Raw genomic sequence first — 14,824 nt, 5'->3', positions numbered from 1 at the left:
TGAAAGAGAGAAGCAGATCAAACGATGGTCAAGGGCAAAGAAAGTAAATCTTATAGAATCATTTAATCCCAGCTGGAGGGATTTAAGTGAAGGGTGGCTCTAGGCTTAAAAAGTTAGAAAATATAATTGAGATCCCTCGGCTTCGCTCGGGATGACAAAAAAGAATGCTCTGGATGACAAAAAAGAATGCTTGAGATGATAAAAAAAAGAATGCTTGGGATGACAAAAAAGAATGCTTGGGATGACTGACATTTAAAGAGAACTCCTTGCAGTACCCAAACTGTAAGGCTGTATGCCGCTTGACCAGTAGTTATTAGATGCTAAAATGAGGGATGCGGAAGTCAAGATATTGGTTCTATACTTGGTGTTGGCCGGTTCTAATCTTAAATTACTCCTAACTTTTTAACCAAGACATCATACCTTCCTAAAATGAATTATTTTAGTAAGCTACCCGATCACCGATTAAGCATTTCTGCAGCTAGCTGATTTATTCATGCTCGATTAACTAAAGATATGTGATTAGTTGCCGATAAACTATATTATTATAGCTTTGCCTAACGTGCTCTAAAGCGAGAATCAAATGTCGGCATTTACGGCTAACTTTAATAAAAAAAACATAAGGCAGACTTATATTGCACTGAGCATTAGCTACTTAGTTACATTCGCTATATTGCACTATGCCTTAAAAGCCAGCAGTAGGTTTTCTGGCGTTATCGATGGCCTTTTTTATGTCATGCCTATATGCATGGCTTTATTTGCCTGTCTCTGGGCCTCTAGAAACTCTAAGTCCTACAAACATCTCTGGCGATTGATGGCTATAGGTATGTTTTTTTGGTTTCTAGGCGCAACCATTATGGCCACATATTCGATAATTTTAGGGCCTGCACGGGTGCCATCCCCATCAATAGCCGATGTATTTTCTATAGCATATGTGCCAATAATTCTAGGTATCATGTTCAGTCTAGGAAAAATTAGGCGCCCATTTGACACTGAAAAAAAGAGGTTTCTTGCTGACGTAACCATGACTGCCTTAGCGGTATTTTTATTGAATTACGAATTCGTAATTACCCCAGCATGGTACTCTCATGTGGATAAAGCTTCTATAGAGAAAATCTCTACTGTGGCGTATCCTATGCTCGATTGGGTAGTTCTAATATCACTGTTTCTGGTCACGCGTCGTTTTCGGGAGAACCAGGTTGAAGGCTGGATTGTTTTACTTACTATTGCTATCGCCTCAAGTGTTGTTGCAGACATTGCAGTTTATGTAATCGGCTACCAGATGAATCCTGTCACCATATCGGCACTGGTCGTCACAGCGCTGGCTGTTGTCGCATCAGCTATAGATGAGGCAACAGGATTTTTAATAGGTATAATCGATCGCACTGCATCGAGAATAGATGCAAATTCAGATATGCGGTTGCTTGCTCAAAATCCTCGCCGCTCCCTTATAGTTCCCATTATCACAAGCCTTGTTATTTCTATCGTATGGTTCTCTTCACTCTATAGGCCACATAATGGCGAAATCGTTCAGATTATCATATCAATGATAGTCGTACTGCTTATTATTTACAGGGACTACCTAGTTAATTCCGATAATGCCATACTCTTTGCCAAAGCACTCCGTGATAGCCTAACTGGCCTTAACAACCATCGTTATTTTCAGGAATCCCTGAATAAGATATTCAGGAAAGCTGAGCGCTCAAACAAGGCTGTCTCTCTTCTGTTTCTTGATATCGATAATTTCTCTCACTTCAACAATACCTTTGGGCATATCCTTGGTGATAGAGTTCTAATTACAATAGGCAGCGCTATCCATAACAAAATCAGAGAAACCGACGAAGCATGTCGCCTAAGCGGAGATGAGTTCGCTATAATCCTTCCTGAAACTTCTGGACCTGAAGCGCTTATTACCGCCGGGAACATAAGAGCAGAAATCGATAGGGTATTGGGTAGAATGTTTCCTGATAAAGATATCTCGGTAACCATCGGAATCAGTACTTATCCCAACCTTGCAAAAAACAAGGATGAGCTAGTGCAAACAACTGACGGCGCCCTTTATTGGGCCAAGCTTCATGGAAAGAACCAGATACTCCTGTACGATCCCGAAATCGTCGAGACATTAAGCGCAGAGGAAAGGGCAAGGCGAGTTGAAGAAGCTGCAATGCTGGACATGGTACAAAGCCTTGCTAAAGCTGTCGATGCTAGAGACCCCTATACCCGGCTTCACTCAAAGCGCGTAAGCGATTTGGCAACTAAACTTGCTAAACATATTGGTTTAGATGAGAAAACTGTAAACCGCATAGCTATCGCTGGCATCTTGCACGACGTAGGTAAAATAGGCGTTCCCGATAATATCCTCAACAAGCCCGGCAGGCTAACCAAAGACGAGATGACGATTGTTAAGAACCATCCACTTATGAGCGCGCAGATAATAAGGTCAACTAGCCTAAAAGATATCATCCCCGCAGTAAAAGCACACCATGAGAGATGGGACGGCGCTGGATATCCACAGGGTCTGAAGGGCGAGAGAATCCCTATCGAGGCAAGAATCCTTGCCATCGCCGATGCTTATGATGCCATGACGACTGATAGGCCATACAGGAAGGGCCTAACCGACATTGAAGCCCTGAACGAAATTGCAAGATGTGCAGGAACTCAGTTTGACCCCTATTTAGCTGCACAGTTTCTGGAAATGCCCCAATTCAAAGAAGTAACCGCCGCCATTAAAGAACTTGAAGAAACCGTAGAAGGTCTTGATAAGGCTTCCGGCATGTAACCTATATCCAAGAGGTCTATAACTAATGAAACCAACATCCGGCAATGCAGCGTATATCCTACAGGATAAACCTCTTAACCCCACGCCTTAAAGAAATATCGAGGTATGCCGATTAATATAGCATAACCATATATTGCCAGCGAACGGATAGGAGGCATTTTGTTAATAAGGCAGGCATTGTCAAAAAAAGATAAAGAGCAGATTTTTGCACTTAGATATAGAGTTTTCTGCGAGGAAAAAGAATATATAAGCCTATCCAGCTCGGAGGATTGCCTTGAATCCGATGAATTTGATCAGCATGCCATCCATTTTATCGCGCTGGATGAAAAAGAGAACGCTATAGGGTCAATACGTTTGATTCTGGATTCACCTACTGGATTTCCAGTAAATAAATACTTTGGTATTCCAAAGATGGATGTACCAGGCGTTGCGGCTGAAGTTTCGAGGCTGGTCGTTTTGAGGGAGAAGAGGAGTATAGACCATGACATTATGCTTAGCCTCTGCAAAGCCATATACGATTACAGCATCGACCATGGAATCAAGTACTGGTATGCCATCCTAGATAGGAGATTTATCGCGCTGTCGAGAAGGCTGGGCTTTATCTTTAAACAGGTAGGGGACTGCAAATATTGCTTGGGCGATGTCACCGCTCCATATGTCCTTGATATTGAAGAAACCATGCAGAACCTTCACGACAAGAATCCTTCGCTATATCTATTTTTCAAGCAAACCAGAAGAAAAGCTGCAGGTGAACGCGATTGAAATTGTTAAAGATAAAGCCGGATCTACCGGATTACGGCGAGCTTTTTATGCGGAATATCGGCATAGTGTCTAAAAATGAGCAAGAGATACTTAAAAATGCAACAGTCGTAATTGCCGGTGTTGGCGGTGATGGCGGCTTAATTGCCGAGACACTTGCAAGAGCGGGAATAGGCCATATTAAAGTGGCCGACCCAGGTGAGTTTGAAGCCTGTAACATTAACCGGCAAAACGGCTGCTATATTGATACGCTTGGTGCAAACAAAGCCCAGGAAATAGGAGATATTGTAAAAAGGATCAATCCATTTTGTAAGGTCGATGTGTATGAAACAGGGATACATGAGAAAAACATCTGCGACTTTATAGAGGGCGCCAGTATCGTTATCGATGAGTCCGAGTTCACAATGCACGAGATTGCGGTCATGCTCGCCCGGGAAGCAAGAAAGCGGCATCTGCCCCTAATTACCGGGCTTAATATCGGTTTTGGAGCTATAGTTATGGCATTTATGCCGGATAGCTTATCTTTTGAGAGCTATCTCGGATTCAGTGAAAGCCAGCCGATTGAAGAAATCTTATCTAGCGACGTACCCATACATAAATGGTGCCCCTGGTTGCCCAGCTACATTGACATACAGGTACTAAGAGACGTTGTCGACGGTAAAATAAGCGTTCCAGGGATAAGCCCTTCGGTATCGCTAGTTTCGGCGGCAGTTTCAACTGAGGTGCTTATGTACCTTTTGAAGCGCAAGCCTCTGATAACCGCACCCCGGTATATATGGATTGACCTATACAAACGGAAGATGAAAATACGAAAAGCAAGGAAGGTAGCATTCTACGCATCATTGGCTTTAATGGGACTGAACTCCCGTAAAAACAAAAGTAGCAGCATGTAGAAGCTACTTGTTTAACTAAGAACTTAGTTAAACAAGCGCCAAAGGGATGAAGAATGGAATCGATTGAACGGCTAATTTACTTTATACAAACGACATATAGTGTAAACCCACTGGTGTTTCTGTTTTTCTACGTTCTATCTATCCCTATATACTGGTATGGGTGGTATTTGGTTGCCCTGGGATTCATCAAACGATCATGGCAGAGGATCGCCTGGGGTATAACTATCAACCGTTTTGCCTGGTTCTTGCCTTATCTATATGTGGTTACCCAGGGGAACGATCTTCCTAAATGGTTCTGGGTAAGCTTGTTTGCCTTGCTTCTAAGCTCTTCCTTGCTATTTGTAACTAAAATTAGAACCCACCAGGTACCAAGAGAGATAAACTGGCTGATGACGAAATTAGGTCTTATAAAGTAGCACACCTAGCATAGTAGTACAGTAGTATGATTAATTAGCGCAGCTAAAGGTATGTATATGGATGCCGATTATTTATTTATAGAGATGACTTAGGAGTATAAAATGGTAGTTACTACCAATCAAAACAAAGCGCAACTTCGAAAGACGGCTGTTATTTTGGCCGGCTTTTGTATGGCCCTTTTCGGGGTTTTAAACTTCATGTTAAAACCGGGTGAGCGCACTACAGATATTGTTTTGCGAGGACTATATGTTATCCCCATTATAGGCGCATTTATCTGTAGCACATGGGCCTCAAGGAAATCCAGCGCTTACAAAAAGCTCTGGACGCTGATGTCAATTGGTATGTTCTTCTGGATGACCGGTGAATTAATCTTCTTTGGCTACGTTGTAAAGTACGGTATAGCACACGTCCCATCGCCAACAATTGCTGACGCATTCTCGATCGCATATGTCCCAATAATCTTAGGCGTGCTTTTTAGCCTTGGAAGAATTAGGGCTCCATTTGATAGTGAAAAGAAACTGTTCTTGGCTAATGTCACCATGCTGGCATTAGCCGCATTTTTGCTTTGTTATAAATTTTTGCTCCTGCCGCAATGGTATGAAAACCCGGCCATGAGCGTAGTTCAAAAGACATATGCCATAGCGTATCCAATAATGGACTGGATAATCATTGTCTCACTGCTTCTGGCCTCGCGCAGGTTCCTTGAAGGGCAGATCGAGGGATGGTTGGTTCTGCTTGTTGCGGCATTCAGTTTTTCAATTTTCTCCGACATAATTTTCTACCTCGCAGATAACCAAAGAAACCCGTACACTACCTGGTCGCTGATGGTCACTGCATCACTTATTGCTATGTCTTCAATAGATGAGGTGACAGGCTCTCTGGTCGGCAATATCGAACATCACCGGGCCGAGAGTAAAGGTGCGGTGGATAGCTATCCGCTTGCCCAGAAACCCTGGCGCACTCTGGTGATACCAAGTTTAGCTAGCTCGGTTATACCTATCATATGGCTGGCATATGCTTACAATAGCAACAAGGCCGAATTGCCGGTTTTAGTTGCGATTTCCAGTTTACTGCTGATAATTCTCATCTACAGAAACCACCTGCTGGTCACCGACAATACCGTTCTATTTGCGAAGGCATTACGAGATAGTTTAACCGGTCTTAACAACCATCGGTATTTCCATGAAACCTTAAATAAAGGGATAAAAAGAGCAGCTAAGAATAACAGGTCGCTGTCGCTAATGATGCTGGATATCGATAACTTTGCGCAGCTTAATAATAGCTACGGTCATGTATTCGGAGATAGAGTCCTGGTTACTGTAGGAGCTGCAATCCTCACAGAAACCCGCGAAGAAGATGAGGCCTGTCGCCTCAGCGGTGATGAGTTTGGCGTTATCTGCCCTAATACAACGGGTGAGGAAGCGCAATACCTGGCTGAGAGAATGAAGATGAGTATAAAGAGGGCTTTATCAAAAGGATTTCCCGATAAAGGCATAACCGTTTCAATAGGAATTAGCACCTATCCTGAGCTCGCGAAAGACAAAGACGAACTGCTGCATACCACCGACGGCGCACTTTATTGGGCTAAGCTAAATGGCAAAAACCGCATACAGTTCTATGATCCTAAGGTAGTTAAAATACTAAGCGCAGAAGAGAGGGCAAAGCGCGCAGAAGAGATTACATCCATCGATATGGTTAGAAACATCGCTAAAGCTGTCGATGCTAGAGACCCCTATACCCGGCTTCACTCAAAGCGCGTAAGCGATTTGGCAAAGAAGCTAGCTAGGTTCATGGGCTTAGATGAGGATATCGTAAACCGGGTTGAAATGGCAGGCATGCTGCACGATGTAGGCAAAATAGGCATCCCTGATAATATCTTAAAAAAACAAAATAAGCTATCGGGCGAAGAGATAACGATTATAAGAAATCACCCGCTGCTGAGCGTGCAGATAATAAGGTCAACTAGCCTAAAAGATATCATCCCCGCAGTGAAAGCACACCATGAGAGATGGGACGGCTCAGGATATCCACAGGGCCTGAAGGGCGGGAGAATTCCTATCGAGGCAAGAATCCTTGCTATCGCCGATGCTTACGATGCCATGACAACTGATAGGCCATACAGGAAAGGCCTTACGGTTGACGAGGCTTTAGGTGAAATAAGACGCTGCTCAGGCAGCCAATTTGATCCTAAGATTGTAGACAAGTTTTTGGCGATGTTTAGCCTTCCCGGCCTTGCTTTTGATGCGGAAGACGGGCTCGAAACAGAGTTTGGCTTGAAGCTGGATAAGGCTCTAGGCTTTTAGTATAGGCAAAAACTGCGAAAAACTACTTTTATTGGCGGTAAACAAGAACAATTTGCTATATATAGAGTTGTGTGCCGCTTCTTTTTTTGGGTAAACAATCATTATACAAATGTTTTATTCTAAAACGGTTAATAGCAAAGCTTTTAAGGACTTGAATATAATCATGGTAACCGGGATAATCATTTACTCTTTATTCTTAGCCTATACAGCTTATCTGATTATCAGATCGCTTATCGATAAGCTGTACTGCGACGCAATTCTTAGTATGGGTGTTGCTGTATTATCTACGCAGATATTTATTGTAGCCAATTACGCGGGCCAATTCCTTAGGCTTGGTATGGATCGCGTTCTTAATGTTGGCCTACAATCCGTTGGTATGCTTTTGATTCTGGCCTGCCTGGTATTACTATGTTACGCCTTTTTATCAAAACGCAAAGTTAGCAACCTTATCTCGGCATGGGGAAGCACGCGGTTATTTCTAACACAGGGAATTTACGGCATAATCCGGCATCCTATCCATCTCAGCGGTGTTCTGGCTTCACTAGGTATCGCCTTTCTCGTGGCGAATGCTGTTGTCATCGCGCTGGGTATAATCGCAAGCTTCGCTTTCATCCTTGCATCAAAAGAAGAGGATAGGTACAGCCAAAAGGCGATAGGGACAGAATATAGCACCTACATGAAAACCGTGCCTGCCTTTAATTTCATCCTTGGGCTAAGGAATAAATTGGCAGGCGGTTTTCTGCAGCGCGACGCAATCCGCGACATAAAAACAAAGCAATAAAAAATTAATTTAGGTTGCTTTTGTTGCTTTGTTTTTATAATTTTTCTGGCTCAGATGCCCAACTCCTTTCCCGCGCAATGGGTATAATTGAGAAAACGAGGCAGGTGGTTAGCATGAGTGTTATGATTAATGTCGATAAAGATGCGCTTATAATCATTGACCCGCAGGTTTGATTCATGCCAGGCGGCGTCCTTCCTGTACCGGAAGGAAATGAAATATTCAAAGTAATTAACCCCCTGACCCGCAGATTCAAAGTGGTTGCGGCCTCTCAAGATTGGCACCCGCCAAACCACATATCGTTTCAGGAAAGAGGTGGTCCCTGGCCACCGCACTGCGTCCAGATGAGAGAAGATTCGAACTTTTCTCCAGAGCTAGACCAATCTAATTTAAGCCTGGTTGTGCGCAAAGGCTATAATCCTGATAAAGAGCAGTACACGGCGTTTGATGAAACCAGCAGGTTAGGGGACATGCTTAAAGCAAGAGGCATTAAAACGATATTTGTTGGCGGAGTGGCCACAGATTACTGCGTGCACGACTCGGTAATTGGAGCGCTTAAGAATGGACTTGAGGTCTACGTGATTCTGGATGCGGTCAAGGGGATCGATGTTCACCCAGGCGATGTTCAAAAAGCGCTGGATGATATGGTTAATCATGGTGCGAAGCTGATTACATCAAAAGATATTGCCGAAAAGCAGCAGGCATGATATTACATTATTAACCGAAATGCTAATCGGCGCATGCATTCGCATGCGCCCTTTTTCGCAGGCTGATTATTATGAAAATTGACATAGTAAGCATATTTCCTCCAATTTTTGATGGCTTCTTAAATGAAAGCATGATCAGGATTGGGCGAGAAAAAGGTCGGGTAAACATTCGAGTGCATGACCTGCGTAGCTGGACCGAGGATAAGCACCGGCAGGTAGACGATGTTCCTTACGGTGGCGGCTCGGGGATGGTTATGAAACCTGAGCCGTTTTATAAAGCTGTCACCGATATAGGGGGTTCGGACGACCTCGAGGCTATCCGCAGCCGGTCAAGAATTGTATTATTTACACCCCGTGGCAGGGTTCTGAACCAAGCTTTAGTGGAGCAATTCTCGCGGGAAGAGCATATTATGATGCTTTGCGGCCGGTACGAGGGAATCGATGAGAGAGTCCACAAATACATAGCAACAGATGAGATATCAATTGGAGATTTTGTGCTCTCTGGCGGTGAGATACCCGCGATGGCACTAACCGAAGCAATAGTTCGCCTGTTGCCAGGCGTTCTTGGCGCTGAAGAATCGCTAGCCGAGGAAAGTTTTGCCGAAGGTTTGCTTGAATACCCGCATTATACCCGACCGCCAGAATTTATGGGCTGGAAGGTCCCCGAGGTATTGCTTTCCGGTAACCACGGTGAAATAGCCAAATGGCGCAGGAAGCAGCGGCTCAAGACTACTTTATTAAGAAGGCCTGATCTTCTTGAGAAAGCACAGCTGAGTAACAGCGACCTAAAAATGCTTGAAGAGATTAAAAGAGAATTGTTTTATCAATAAACCGTAGATGGGTAGATCAAATCAATTGTTTAAACAATTGATTTGATTATTCTCTTTCGCTATAATTTGAATGTTATGCCGAAAAGGAGGATACTATGGATCGCATAGAGAGCATTGAAAGAGCACAACTTAGGGACGATATACCCGATTTCGGTCCTGGAGATACCGTCAAAGTCCACTACAAGGTCGTTGAAGCCGGTCGAGAAAGGATCCAGATGTTCCAAGGTGCCGTTATTAAAAAACAAAACGGCGGCATTAGGGAGACTTTCACAGTCCGCAAGATTTCTTTTGGGGTAGGCGTTGAGCGAACCTTCCCGCTTCACTCGCCAAAAATAGCAAAAATTGAGGTTCTCTCGAGGGGCAAGGTAAGGCGTTCAAAACTATACTATCTGAGAGAGAAAGTCGGCAAAAAGGCGCGTATCAAAGAGAAAAGATATTAATTTAATAATCTTGCATAAATCCTATAAGGGCAGATTACTATCTGGGTGCGGGAAAGAGCGATAATATGTCCGAAAAAGACAATGTTGGTGCTGATTCTAACCTTGAATTGACGGACCGATTGGGAGAGGTCCCAAGCAAGTCAACTAAAGAAGAGTCATTTGTTGATTTCCTAAAGGAATTGCCCGGTCTGCTAGTAATCGCCTTTCTTATTGCGCTAATTTTGCGAACATTTGTCTTCCAGACAACTATAATAAACCAGGATTCTATGCGGCCAAACCTTTCCCCGAACGACCGAACCATAGTTTTAAAATTCATCTATAGGTTCACCGAACCAAAACCGGGCGATGTAATTATCTTGGTTCCGCCGCATACAAACGACGGCCGCGACTTTGTAAAGAGAATTGTTGCTGTTGAGGGGGATACCATCCAGGTAAAAGACGGCAAAGTTTACGTCAATGGCAGGCTGTATATAGGAAATTTTAAAACGATGCCTGGCGACTACAGCAATTGCGGACCGCTTAAAGTTCCCGAGGACAATGTGTTTGTCTTAGGCGATAATAGACCTATTTCACAGGATAGCCGCTGGTTTGGTCCGGTTCCCGAGAAAAATATCATCGGTAAGGTAGTCGCGGTATACTGGCCACCTAACCACCTAAAATTAATGCACTAATGCAAAAATAAAATGGACATTGCCAGAAAAACTATCCCCGAAATCAAGAAAATTATTGATGCGGCAAGCGAAGGGAGACAAGTAGAGCTTTTTTCGCAGCTGCTCGACGATCCCAGAGCCGGCGTGAGAAAGCTTTTGAAGGCATACCGCAGCGAGAAGGCGCGCCTCGAGGCCACTAAAAATGCCTACGAGGAACTTACGAGATTTGAACGTAAACTCTACAGCCAAGGCTTTAAAATGATTGCAGGCGTAGATGAAGCTGGTAGAGGAGCCCTTGCAGGACCAATTGTTGCTGCAGCAGTTATCCTGCCTGAACAAAGTCAGCTCTACGGAATAAAAGATAGCAAACTACTATCGCCCGAGAAACGCGAAATTCTCTATGAGAAAATAATTAATACCGCTATAGCCTGGAACGTTGTGCGTATCGAGCACTATGATATAGACGCTAATGGTATCCAGTGGGCCAATCTTCGATCCCTTGAAATGGCAGCTTTAGGGCTTAACCCAGCAGCCGATTACATACTTTCTGATGGTTTTGATATAAAAACCTTAACAATACCGCACCTTGCGATAACAAAAGGCGATAATTTATCTGTTTCGATAGCCGCGGCATCAATCATTGCCAAAGTTACAAGAGACCGTATTATGCAAGCATATCATGCCGAATATCCCCAATATGGCTTTGATCAGCATAAAGGATACGGCACCCTTCTCCATAAAAAAGCCATCGAAAAATACGGGCCAGCCCCGATACATCGTAAATATTTCGCTCCGGTTGCCGAGTATGAGCAGCTAAGTTTCTGATTAAGCCGGATAGATACTATTAGACTATTGGCAGAATAATCCCGTTTCCAGAACATTCCCGACGGGAAAAATAAGAAAAGGCTAGCCGCTAAAAAGAAGCTTATCGAAGATGCACCTTAACAACTAAGGGGTTAGGTAGCGCCAGCCATCATGTAGTAATAACAGCATGTAATTGATATAATTTAATAATAGACCTAGTACTTTTAACTAACGAGCAATGAAATGACCGAAGATATAAAAAGGAAAGATAAACGGACCCAGGACGATAAAAAGATAATATACAAGGGCGTCGAGTTTGCCCACCCAAGCGAAGAACAATGCGCAAAAATACTTGACTTCTACGGCATTAGATGGGAATACGAGCCCAGGACCTTCCCTATCGAATGGGATAAAGAGGGCAATGTAACACAAAGTTTCAGCCCCGATTTTTATCTACCCGACCTAAATCTTTACATAGAACTTACGACTATGAGTCAAAAGCTCGTAACCAAAAAAAACCGTAAAGTCAGGATGCTTCGCGAGCTTTATCCGGATGTTAACATCAAAGTGTTCTACCAAAAGGATTTTAAAAACCTTTTGCTTAAATACGGCTTGCCGCAGCCTAAATAGCGGAATTTATGGGATTTTGGCGGAATTAACATGTTGTCTGACGATATCGAGAAGGTTTTAATCAGCGAAGAAGAAATTAAAAATAAAGTTTTTGAGCTAGGCCAAGCTATTTCCTCGGACTACACTGGCAAAGATTTGGTGCTTGTGAGTGTCCTGAGGGGCGCAATATTATTCATAGCAGACCTTGTGCGAACGATTTCTCTGCCTGTAACTATCGACTTCATGGCCATTTCAAGCTACGGCCCCTCAACGGAAAGCTCGGGTGTCGTCAAGGTTGTAAAAGACCTGGAAGAAAACATTGTTGGCAGACATGTCCTTGTTATCGAGGACATCATCGATACCGGCTTAACGCTCAATTATCTGTTGCGAAATCTTAGCGCACGTGATCCTGCAAGCCTTAATGTCTGTGTTTTGCTGGACAAAGCAGCCCGCAGAATAGCTTATAACCTCCCAATTAAATACAAAGGATTTGACATCCCCGACGTGTTTGTTGTCGGCTACGGATTGGATTTTCGGCAAAAATACCGCAATTTACCGTATGTAGGTATTTTGAAAAAAAGCATTTACGAGGAAGAGTTGGCAGGTTGAAAAAATTTATTGCAGTGGCTATGCATATGAAGGAGTGAAAGAAACCATCAGTAAAAATAATAAATAAGCAGCACTAGTAAATTCTGTAAAGAATTGCGAAAAATAACAGCATGTGTTATGATATGTCCGAACTTAGTACGGGATTTTTGTTGAGTGGGTTTTAGCCCACTCTTTTGATTATGAGGGTGCTGCTTTGATGAAACGCGACCCCAGAATAGAAAAGATCGAGCAGCTTATTGGGCCTTACCTGGAAAAAGCTGGGCTTGAGCTGGTTGATATCGAGTTGAAGAGAGAGGCTGTGGGCCTGGTCCTGCGTATCTACATCGATACGAAAAACGGTGGAATTGATTTAGATACGCTGGCGAAAGCGAGTCAGAAGATCGGCTCTATTCTGGATGAAACGGATATCATAACGCAGAAATATATTTTAGAGGTATCGTCTCCGGGCATCGAGAGGCCGTTGACAAAACCAGAGCATTTTAAAAGGTTTGTAGGATCGAAAATATCCGTAAGAACCTTGACTCCAATTGGTAAACGCAAGCAGTTTAAGGGAAGGTTAGTCGAAGCCGGAGGGAAAACTTTTACTGTCGAGATCGACGGAGAGCACTTTGAAATAGCGTACGATAATGTATCAAAAGCACGCCTTCAAGTCGATATCGAATTTTAAGCTATGTTTTTAAGCTGAAGAAAGGGAAGGGGCTATTTAAAGTGAATGGAGAATTAATAGAAGCTCTGCGACAACTTGAACGCGAGAAACAAATCGACCCTGATACGGTGCTTGAGGCGCTCAAGTCTGCTCTGGCCTCAGCTTACAAGCGAAACTATGGCGGCACTACCGAAATAAGAGTAGATATCGACCCGCAGACCGGAAAAATTAAGGTGTTCTCCCAGGAGTGGATAGAAAAAGAAGGCGAAGAGCCCGAGCTTATCGAGGAGGAGATAACCCCGGATAACTTTGGCCGAATCGCAGCACAGACAGCGAAGCAGGTTATCCTTCAGAGAATACGGGAAGCGGAGCGCGAGAAGATGTACCAGGAGTACGTCGATCGTGAAGGCGATATCGTGACTGGGATCGTGGAGCAAAGCGACCAGAGGTATACCCTGGTCAATCTCGGCCGGGTTGAGGCACTTCTGCCTCCAACCGAGCAGGTTCCAACCGAGCGTTACGACCACGGTACCCGCTTGAAAACATACATAGTCGAAGTAAGGCGCACGACGAAAGAGCCTCAAATTATCGTTTCGAGGACTCATCCTAGTCTTCTGAGGCGTTTGTTTGAGCTTGAAGTACCGGAGATTTACGAAGGCTATGTTGAAATCAAATCGGTTGCCCGTGAACCTGGCTATAGATCAAAGATCGCTGTTGCTTCGAGAGATCCGAGCATCGATCCGGTTGGCGCATGTGTCGGCCCAAAGGGTTCGCGCGTAAGAATGGTGGTAAGCGAACTTCGTGGCGAGAAGATAGATGTTGTAGAGTGGAGCGATGACCCAGCGAAACTTGTCGCTAACGCTCTTAGTCCGGCAAAGGTAAAAGAGGTCCGGGTTAATGAAGAAGAGCATACAGCAGCGGTTATCGTTCCTGATAGCCAGCTATCGCTTGCAATCGGCAAGGAAGGCCAAAATGCGCGTCTTGCCGCTAAGTTGACCGGCTGGAGAATCGACATAAAAAGCGAATCTCAGGCAAAGGAAGAGGCCGAAACAACAAGCCTTCTTGAGGCAACCGAGCAGGAGCTTCCTGTTTCAGATATTGGGTCGCTTGAAGAAGGTGACCTGGAGCAGGGAAGCGCATATACTGCAGATGACGGTATGGCTGATCGCGTTTGCCAAGCCATTAAGTCTACCGGTGAGCGGTGTACTAATAAGGCAAGGCCGGGAAGCATCTACTGCGGTGTACACAAGAAGCTTGAAGAGAGCGAGGAGTAGATAATCTTTGCCAAAGGTAAAGAAGATTCCTCAAAGAACTTGCGTTGGCTGTCGAGAAGCTAAACCAAAGAAAAATTTAATCAGGATAGTAAGAACGCCCGAGCATGAAATAATCGTTGATCCAACGGGAAAAGCAAACGGGCGCGGCGCGTACATATGCCCTAAAGTAGAGTGCCTTGAGGCAGCCATAAGAAGTAAAAGGCTGTCAAGGTCTCTCGAAATTGATATAAGCGCCGAAGAGCTAAACAGAATAAAGAAGGAGCTGGAGGTAATTATTGAATCTAAAGCAGATTCTGAAGCCTCCAGCGACCGTGCATAAGGTGGTGATA

The 14,824-nt window shown here is 44.1% G+C and carries 17 protein-coding genes; all 17 read left to right on the top strand.

Translation table 11 applies throughout. From position 1 onward, the window contains the following. The first annotated feature begins 853 nt into the window (after positions 1–853). The 17 genes from K6T91_06945 (at position 854) to K6T91_06865 (ending at position 14,814) form a co-directional block, all read left to right on the top strand. Positions 854–2,776: a diguanylate cyclase gene (locus tag K6T91_06945; protein MCL6472537.1), complete on the top strand. Its 1,923-nt coding sequence runs from the start codon at positions 854–856 to the stop codon at positions 2,774–2,776. A 159-nt stretch (positions 2,777–2,935) separates the two neighbouring features. Next, positions 2,936–3,538, top strand: coding sequence for a GNAT family N-acetyltransferase (locus K6T91_06940; protein ID MCL6472536.1), 603 nt, complete (start codon positions 2,936–2,938; stop codon positions 3,536–3,538). After that, entirely contained in the window at positions 3,535–4,428 is an 894-nt protein-coding gene (locus K6T91_06935) for a ThiF family adenylyltransferase (GenBank protein ID MCL6472535.1), read from the top strand. The genes K6T91_06940 and K6T91_06935 overlap by 4 nt, the downstream gene beginning before the upstream one ends. Positions 4,429–4,481: 53 nt before the next feature. Beyond that, complete coding sequence (locus K6T91_06930; GenBank protein ID MCL6472534.1) at positions 4,482–4,844, top strand: hypothetical protein; 363 nt, start codon at positions 4,482–4,484, stop codon at positions 4,842–4,844. Between the two features lie 102 nt (positions 4,845–4,946). Continuing rightward, positions 4,947–7,148 (top strand): diguanylate cyclase, encoded by a 2,202-nt coding sequence (locus tag K6T91_06925; GenBank protein MCL6472533.1) that lies wholly within the window; start codon positions 4,947–4,949, stop codon positions 7,146–7,148. A 151-nt stretch (positions 7,149–7,299) separates the two neighbouring features. After that, complete coding sequence (locus K6T91_06920) at positions 7,300–7,929, top strand: hypothetical protein (protein MCL6472532.1); 630 nt, start codon at positions 7,300–7,302, stop codon at positions 7,927–7,929. Positions 7,930–7,952: 23 nt separating this feature from the next. Then, the gene (locus tag K6T91_06915; GenBank protein ID MCL6472531.1) at positions 7,953–8,102 is read left to right on the top strand and encodes a hypothetical protein; all 150 of its coding nucleotides are present in this window, start codon (positions 7,953–7,955) and stop codon (positions 8,100–8,102) included. 3 nt (positions 8,103–8,105) lie between these two features. Beyond that, entirely contained in the window at positions 8,106–8,633 is a 528-nt protein-coding gene (locus tag K6T91_06910) for an isochorismatase family protein (protein ID MCL6472530.1), read from the top strand. A gap of 68 nt (positions 8,634–8,701) precedes the next feature. Further along, positions 8,702–9,463 carry a tRNA (guanosine(37)-N1)-methyltransferase TrmD gene (gene trmD / locus K6T91_06905; GenBank protein MCL6472529.1) on the top strand — a complete coding sequence of 254 codons (762 nt, stop codon included), beginning with the start codon at positions 8,702–8,704 and terminating at the stop codon, positions 9,461–9,463. Between the two features lie 95 nt (positions 9,464–9,558). Next, complete coding sequence (rplS, locus tag K6T91_06900) at positions 9,559–9,903, top strand: 50S ribosomal protein L19 (GenBank protein MCL6472528.1); 345 nt, start codon at positions 9,559–9,561, stop codon at positions 9,901–9,903. A 65-nt stretch (positions 9,904–9,968) separates the two neighbouring features. Continuing rightward, complete coding sequence (gene lepB / locus K6T91_06895; protein ID MCL6472527.1) at positions 9,969–10,574, top strand: signal peptidase I; 606 nt, start codon at positions 9,969–9,971, stop codon at positions 10,572–10,574. A gap of 12 nt (positions 10,575–10,586) precedes the next feature. Then, positions 10,587–11,378 (top strand): ribonuclease HII, encoded by a 792-nt coding sequence (locus tag K6T91_06890; GenBank protein MCL6472526.1) that lies wholly within the window; start codon positions 10,587–10,589, stop codon positions 11,376–11,378. Positions 11,379–11,600: 222 nt separating this feature from the next. Beyond that, positions 11,601–11,987 (top strand): hypothetical protein, encoded by a 387-nt coding sequence (locus tag K6T91_06885; GenBank protein MCL6472525.1) that lies wholly within the window; start codon positions 11,601–11,603, stop codon positions 11,985–11,987. Between the two features lie 24 nt (positions 11,988–12,011). Then, positions 12,012–12,575 carry a hypoxanthine phosphoribosyltransferase gene (gene hpt / locus K6T91_06880; GenBank protein MCL6472524.1) on the top strand — a complete coding sequence of 188 codons (564 nt, stop codon included), beginning with the start codon at positions 12,012–12,014 and terminating at the stop codon, positions 12,573–12,575. A gap of 196 nt (positions 12,576–12,771) precedes the next feature. After that, positions 12,772–13,242, top strand: a complete 471-nt coding sequence (locus K6T91_06875) for a ribosome maturation factor RimP (GenBank protein ID MCL6472523.1) — start codon at positions 12,772–12,774, stop codon at positions 13,240–13,242. A 41-nt stretch (positions 13,243–13,283) separates the two neighbouring features. Further along, positions 13,284–14,495 carry a transcription termination factor NusA gene (gene nusA / locus K6T91_06870; GenBank protein MCL6472522.1) on the top strand — a complete coding sequence of 404 codons (1,212 nt, stop codon included), beginning with the start codon at positions 13,284–13,286 and terminating at the stop codon, positions 14,493–14,495. Positions 14,496–14,502: 7 nt separating this feature from the next. Continuing rightward, on the top strand, positions 14,503–14,814 hold the full coding sequence (locus K6T91_06865; GenBank protein MCL6472521.1) for a YlxR family protein: 312 nt from the start codon (positions 14,503–14,505) through the stop codon (positions 14,812–14,814). The last annotated feature ends 10 nt before the right edge of the window (positions 14,815–14,824 follow it).

This window comes from Bacillota bacterium, from assembly GCA_023511485.1.
GTDB lineage: Bacteria > Actinomycetota > Aquicultoria > Aquicultorales > Aquicultoraceae > CADDYS01.
This window is presented reverse-complemented; position numbering and strand designations above follow the sequence as displayed.

What these genes read in the sequence shown, in the direction of transcription:
- K6T91_06885 (MCL6472525.1), top strand. Translation starts at nt 11,601, where the DNA reads ATGACCGAAGATATAAAAAGGAAAGATAAACGGACCCAGGACGATAAA.
- K6T91_06945 (MCL6472537.1), top strand. Translation starts at nt 854, where the DNA reads ATGGCCACATATTCGATAATTTTAGGGCCTGCACGGGTGCCATCCCCA.
- rplS (MCL6472528.1), top strand. Translation starts at nt 9,559, where the DNA reads ATGGATCGCATAGAGAGCATTGAAAGAGCACAACTTAGGGACGATATA.
- K6T91_06910 (MCL6472530.1), top strand. Translation starts at nt 8,106, where the DNA reads ATGCCAGGCGGCGTCCTTCCTGTACCGGAAGGAAATGAAATATTCAAA.
- K6T91_06925 (MCL6472533.1), top strand. Translation starts at nt 4,947, where the DNA reads ATGGTAGTTACTACCAATCAAAACAAAGCGCAACTTCGAAAGACGGCT.
- K6T91_06890 (MCL6472526.1), top strand. Translation starts at nt 10,587, where the DNA reads ATGGACATTGCCAGAAAAACTATCCCCGAAATCAAGAAAATTATTGAT.
- K6T91_06930 (MCL6472534.1), top strand. Translation starts at nt 4,482, where the DNA reads ATGGAATCGATTGAACGGCTAATTTACTTTATACAAACGACATATAGT.
- K6T91_06875 (MCL6472523.1), top strand. Translation starts at nt 12,772, where the DNA reads ATGAAACGCGACCCCAGAATAGAAAAGATCGAGCAGCTTATTGGGCCT.
- lepB (MCL6472527.1), top strand. Translation starts at nt 9,969, where the DNA reads ATGTCCGAAAAAGACAATGTTGGTGCTGATTCTAACCTTGAATTGACG.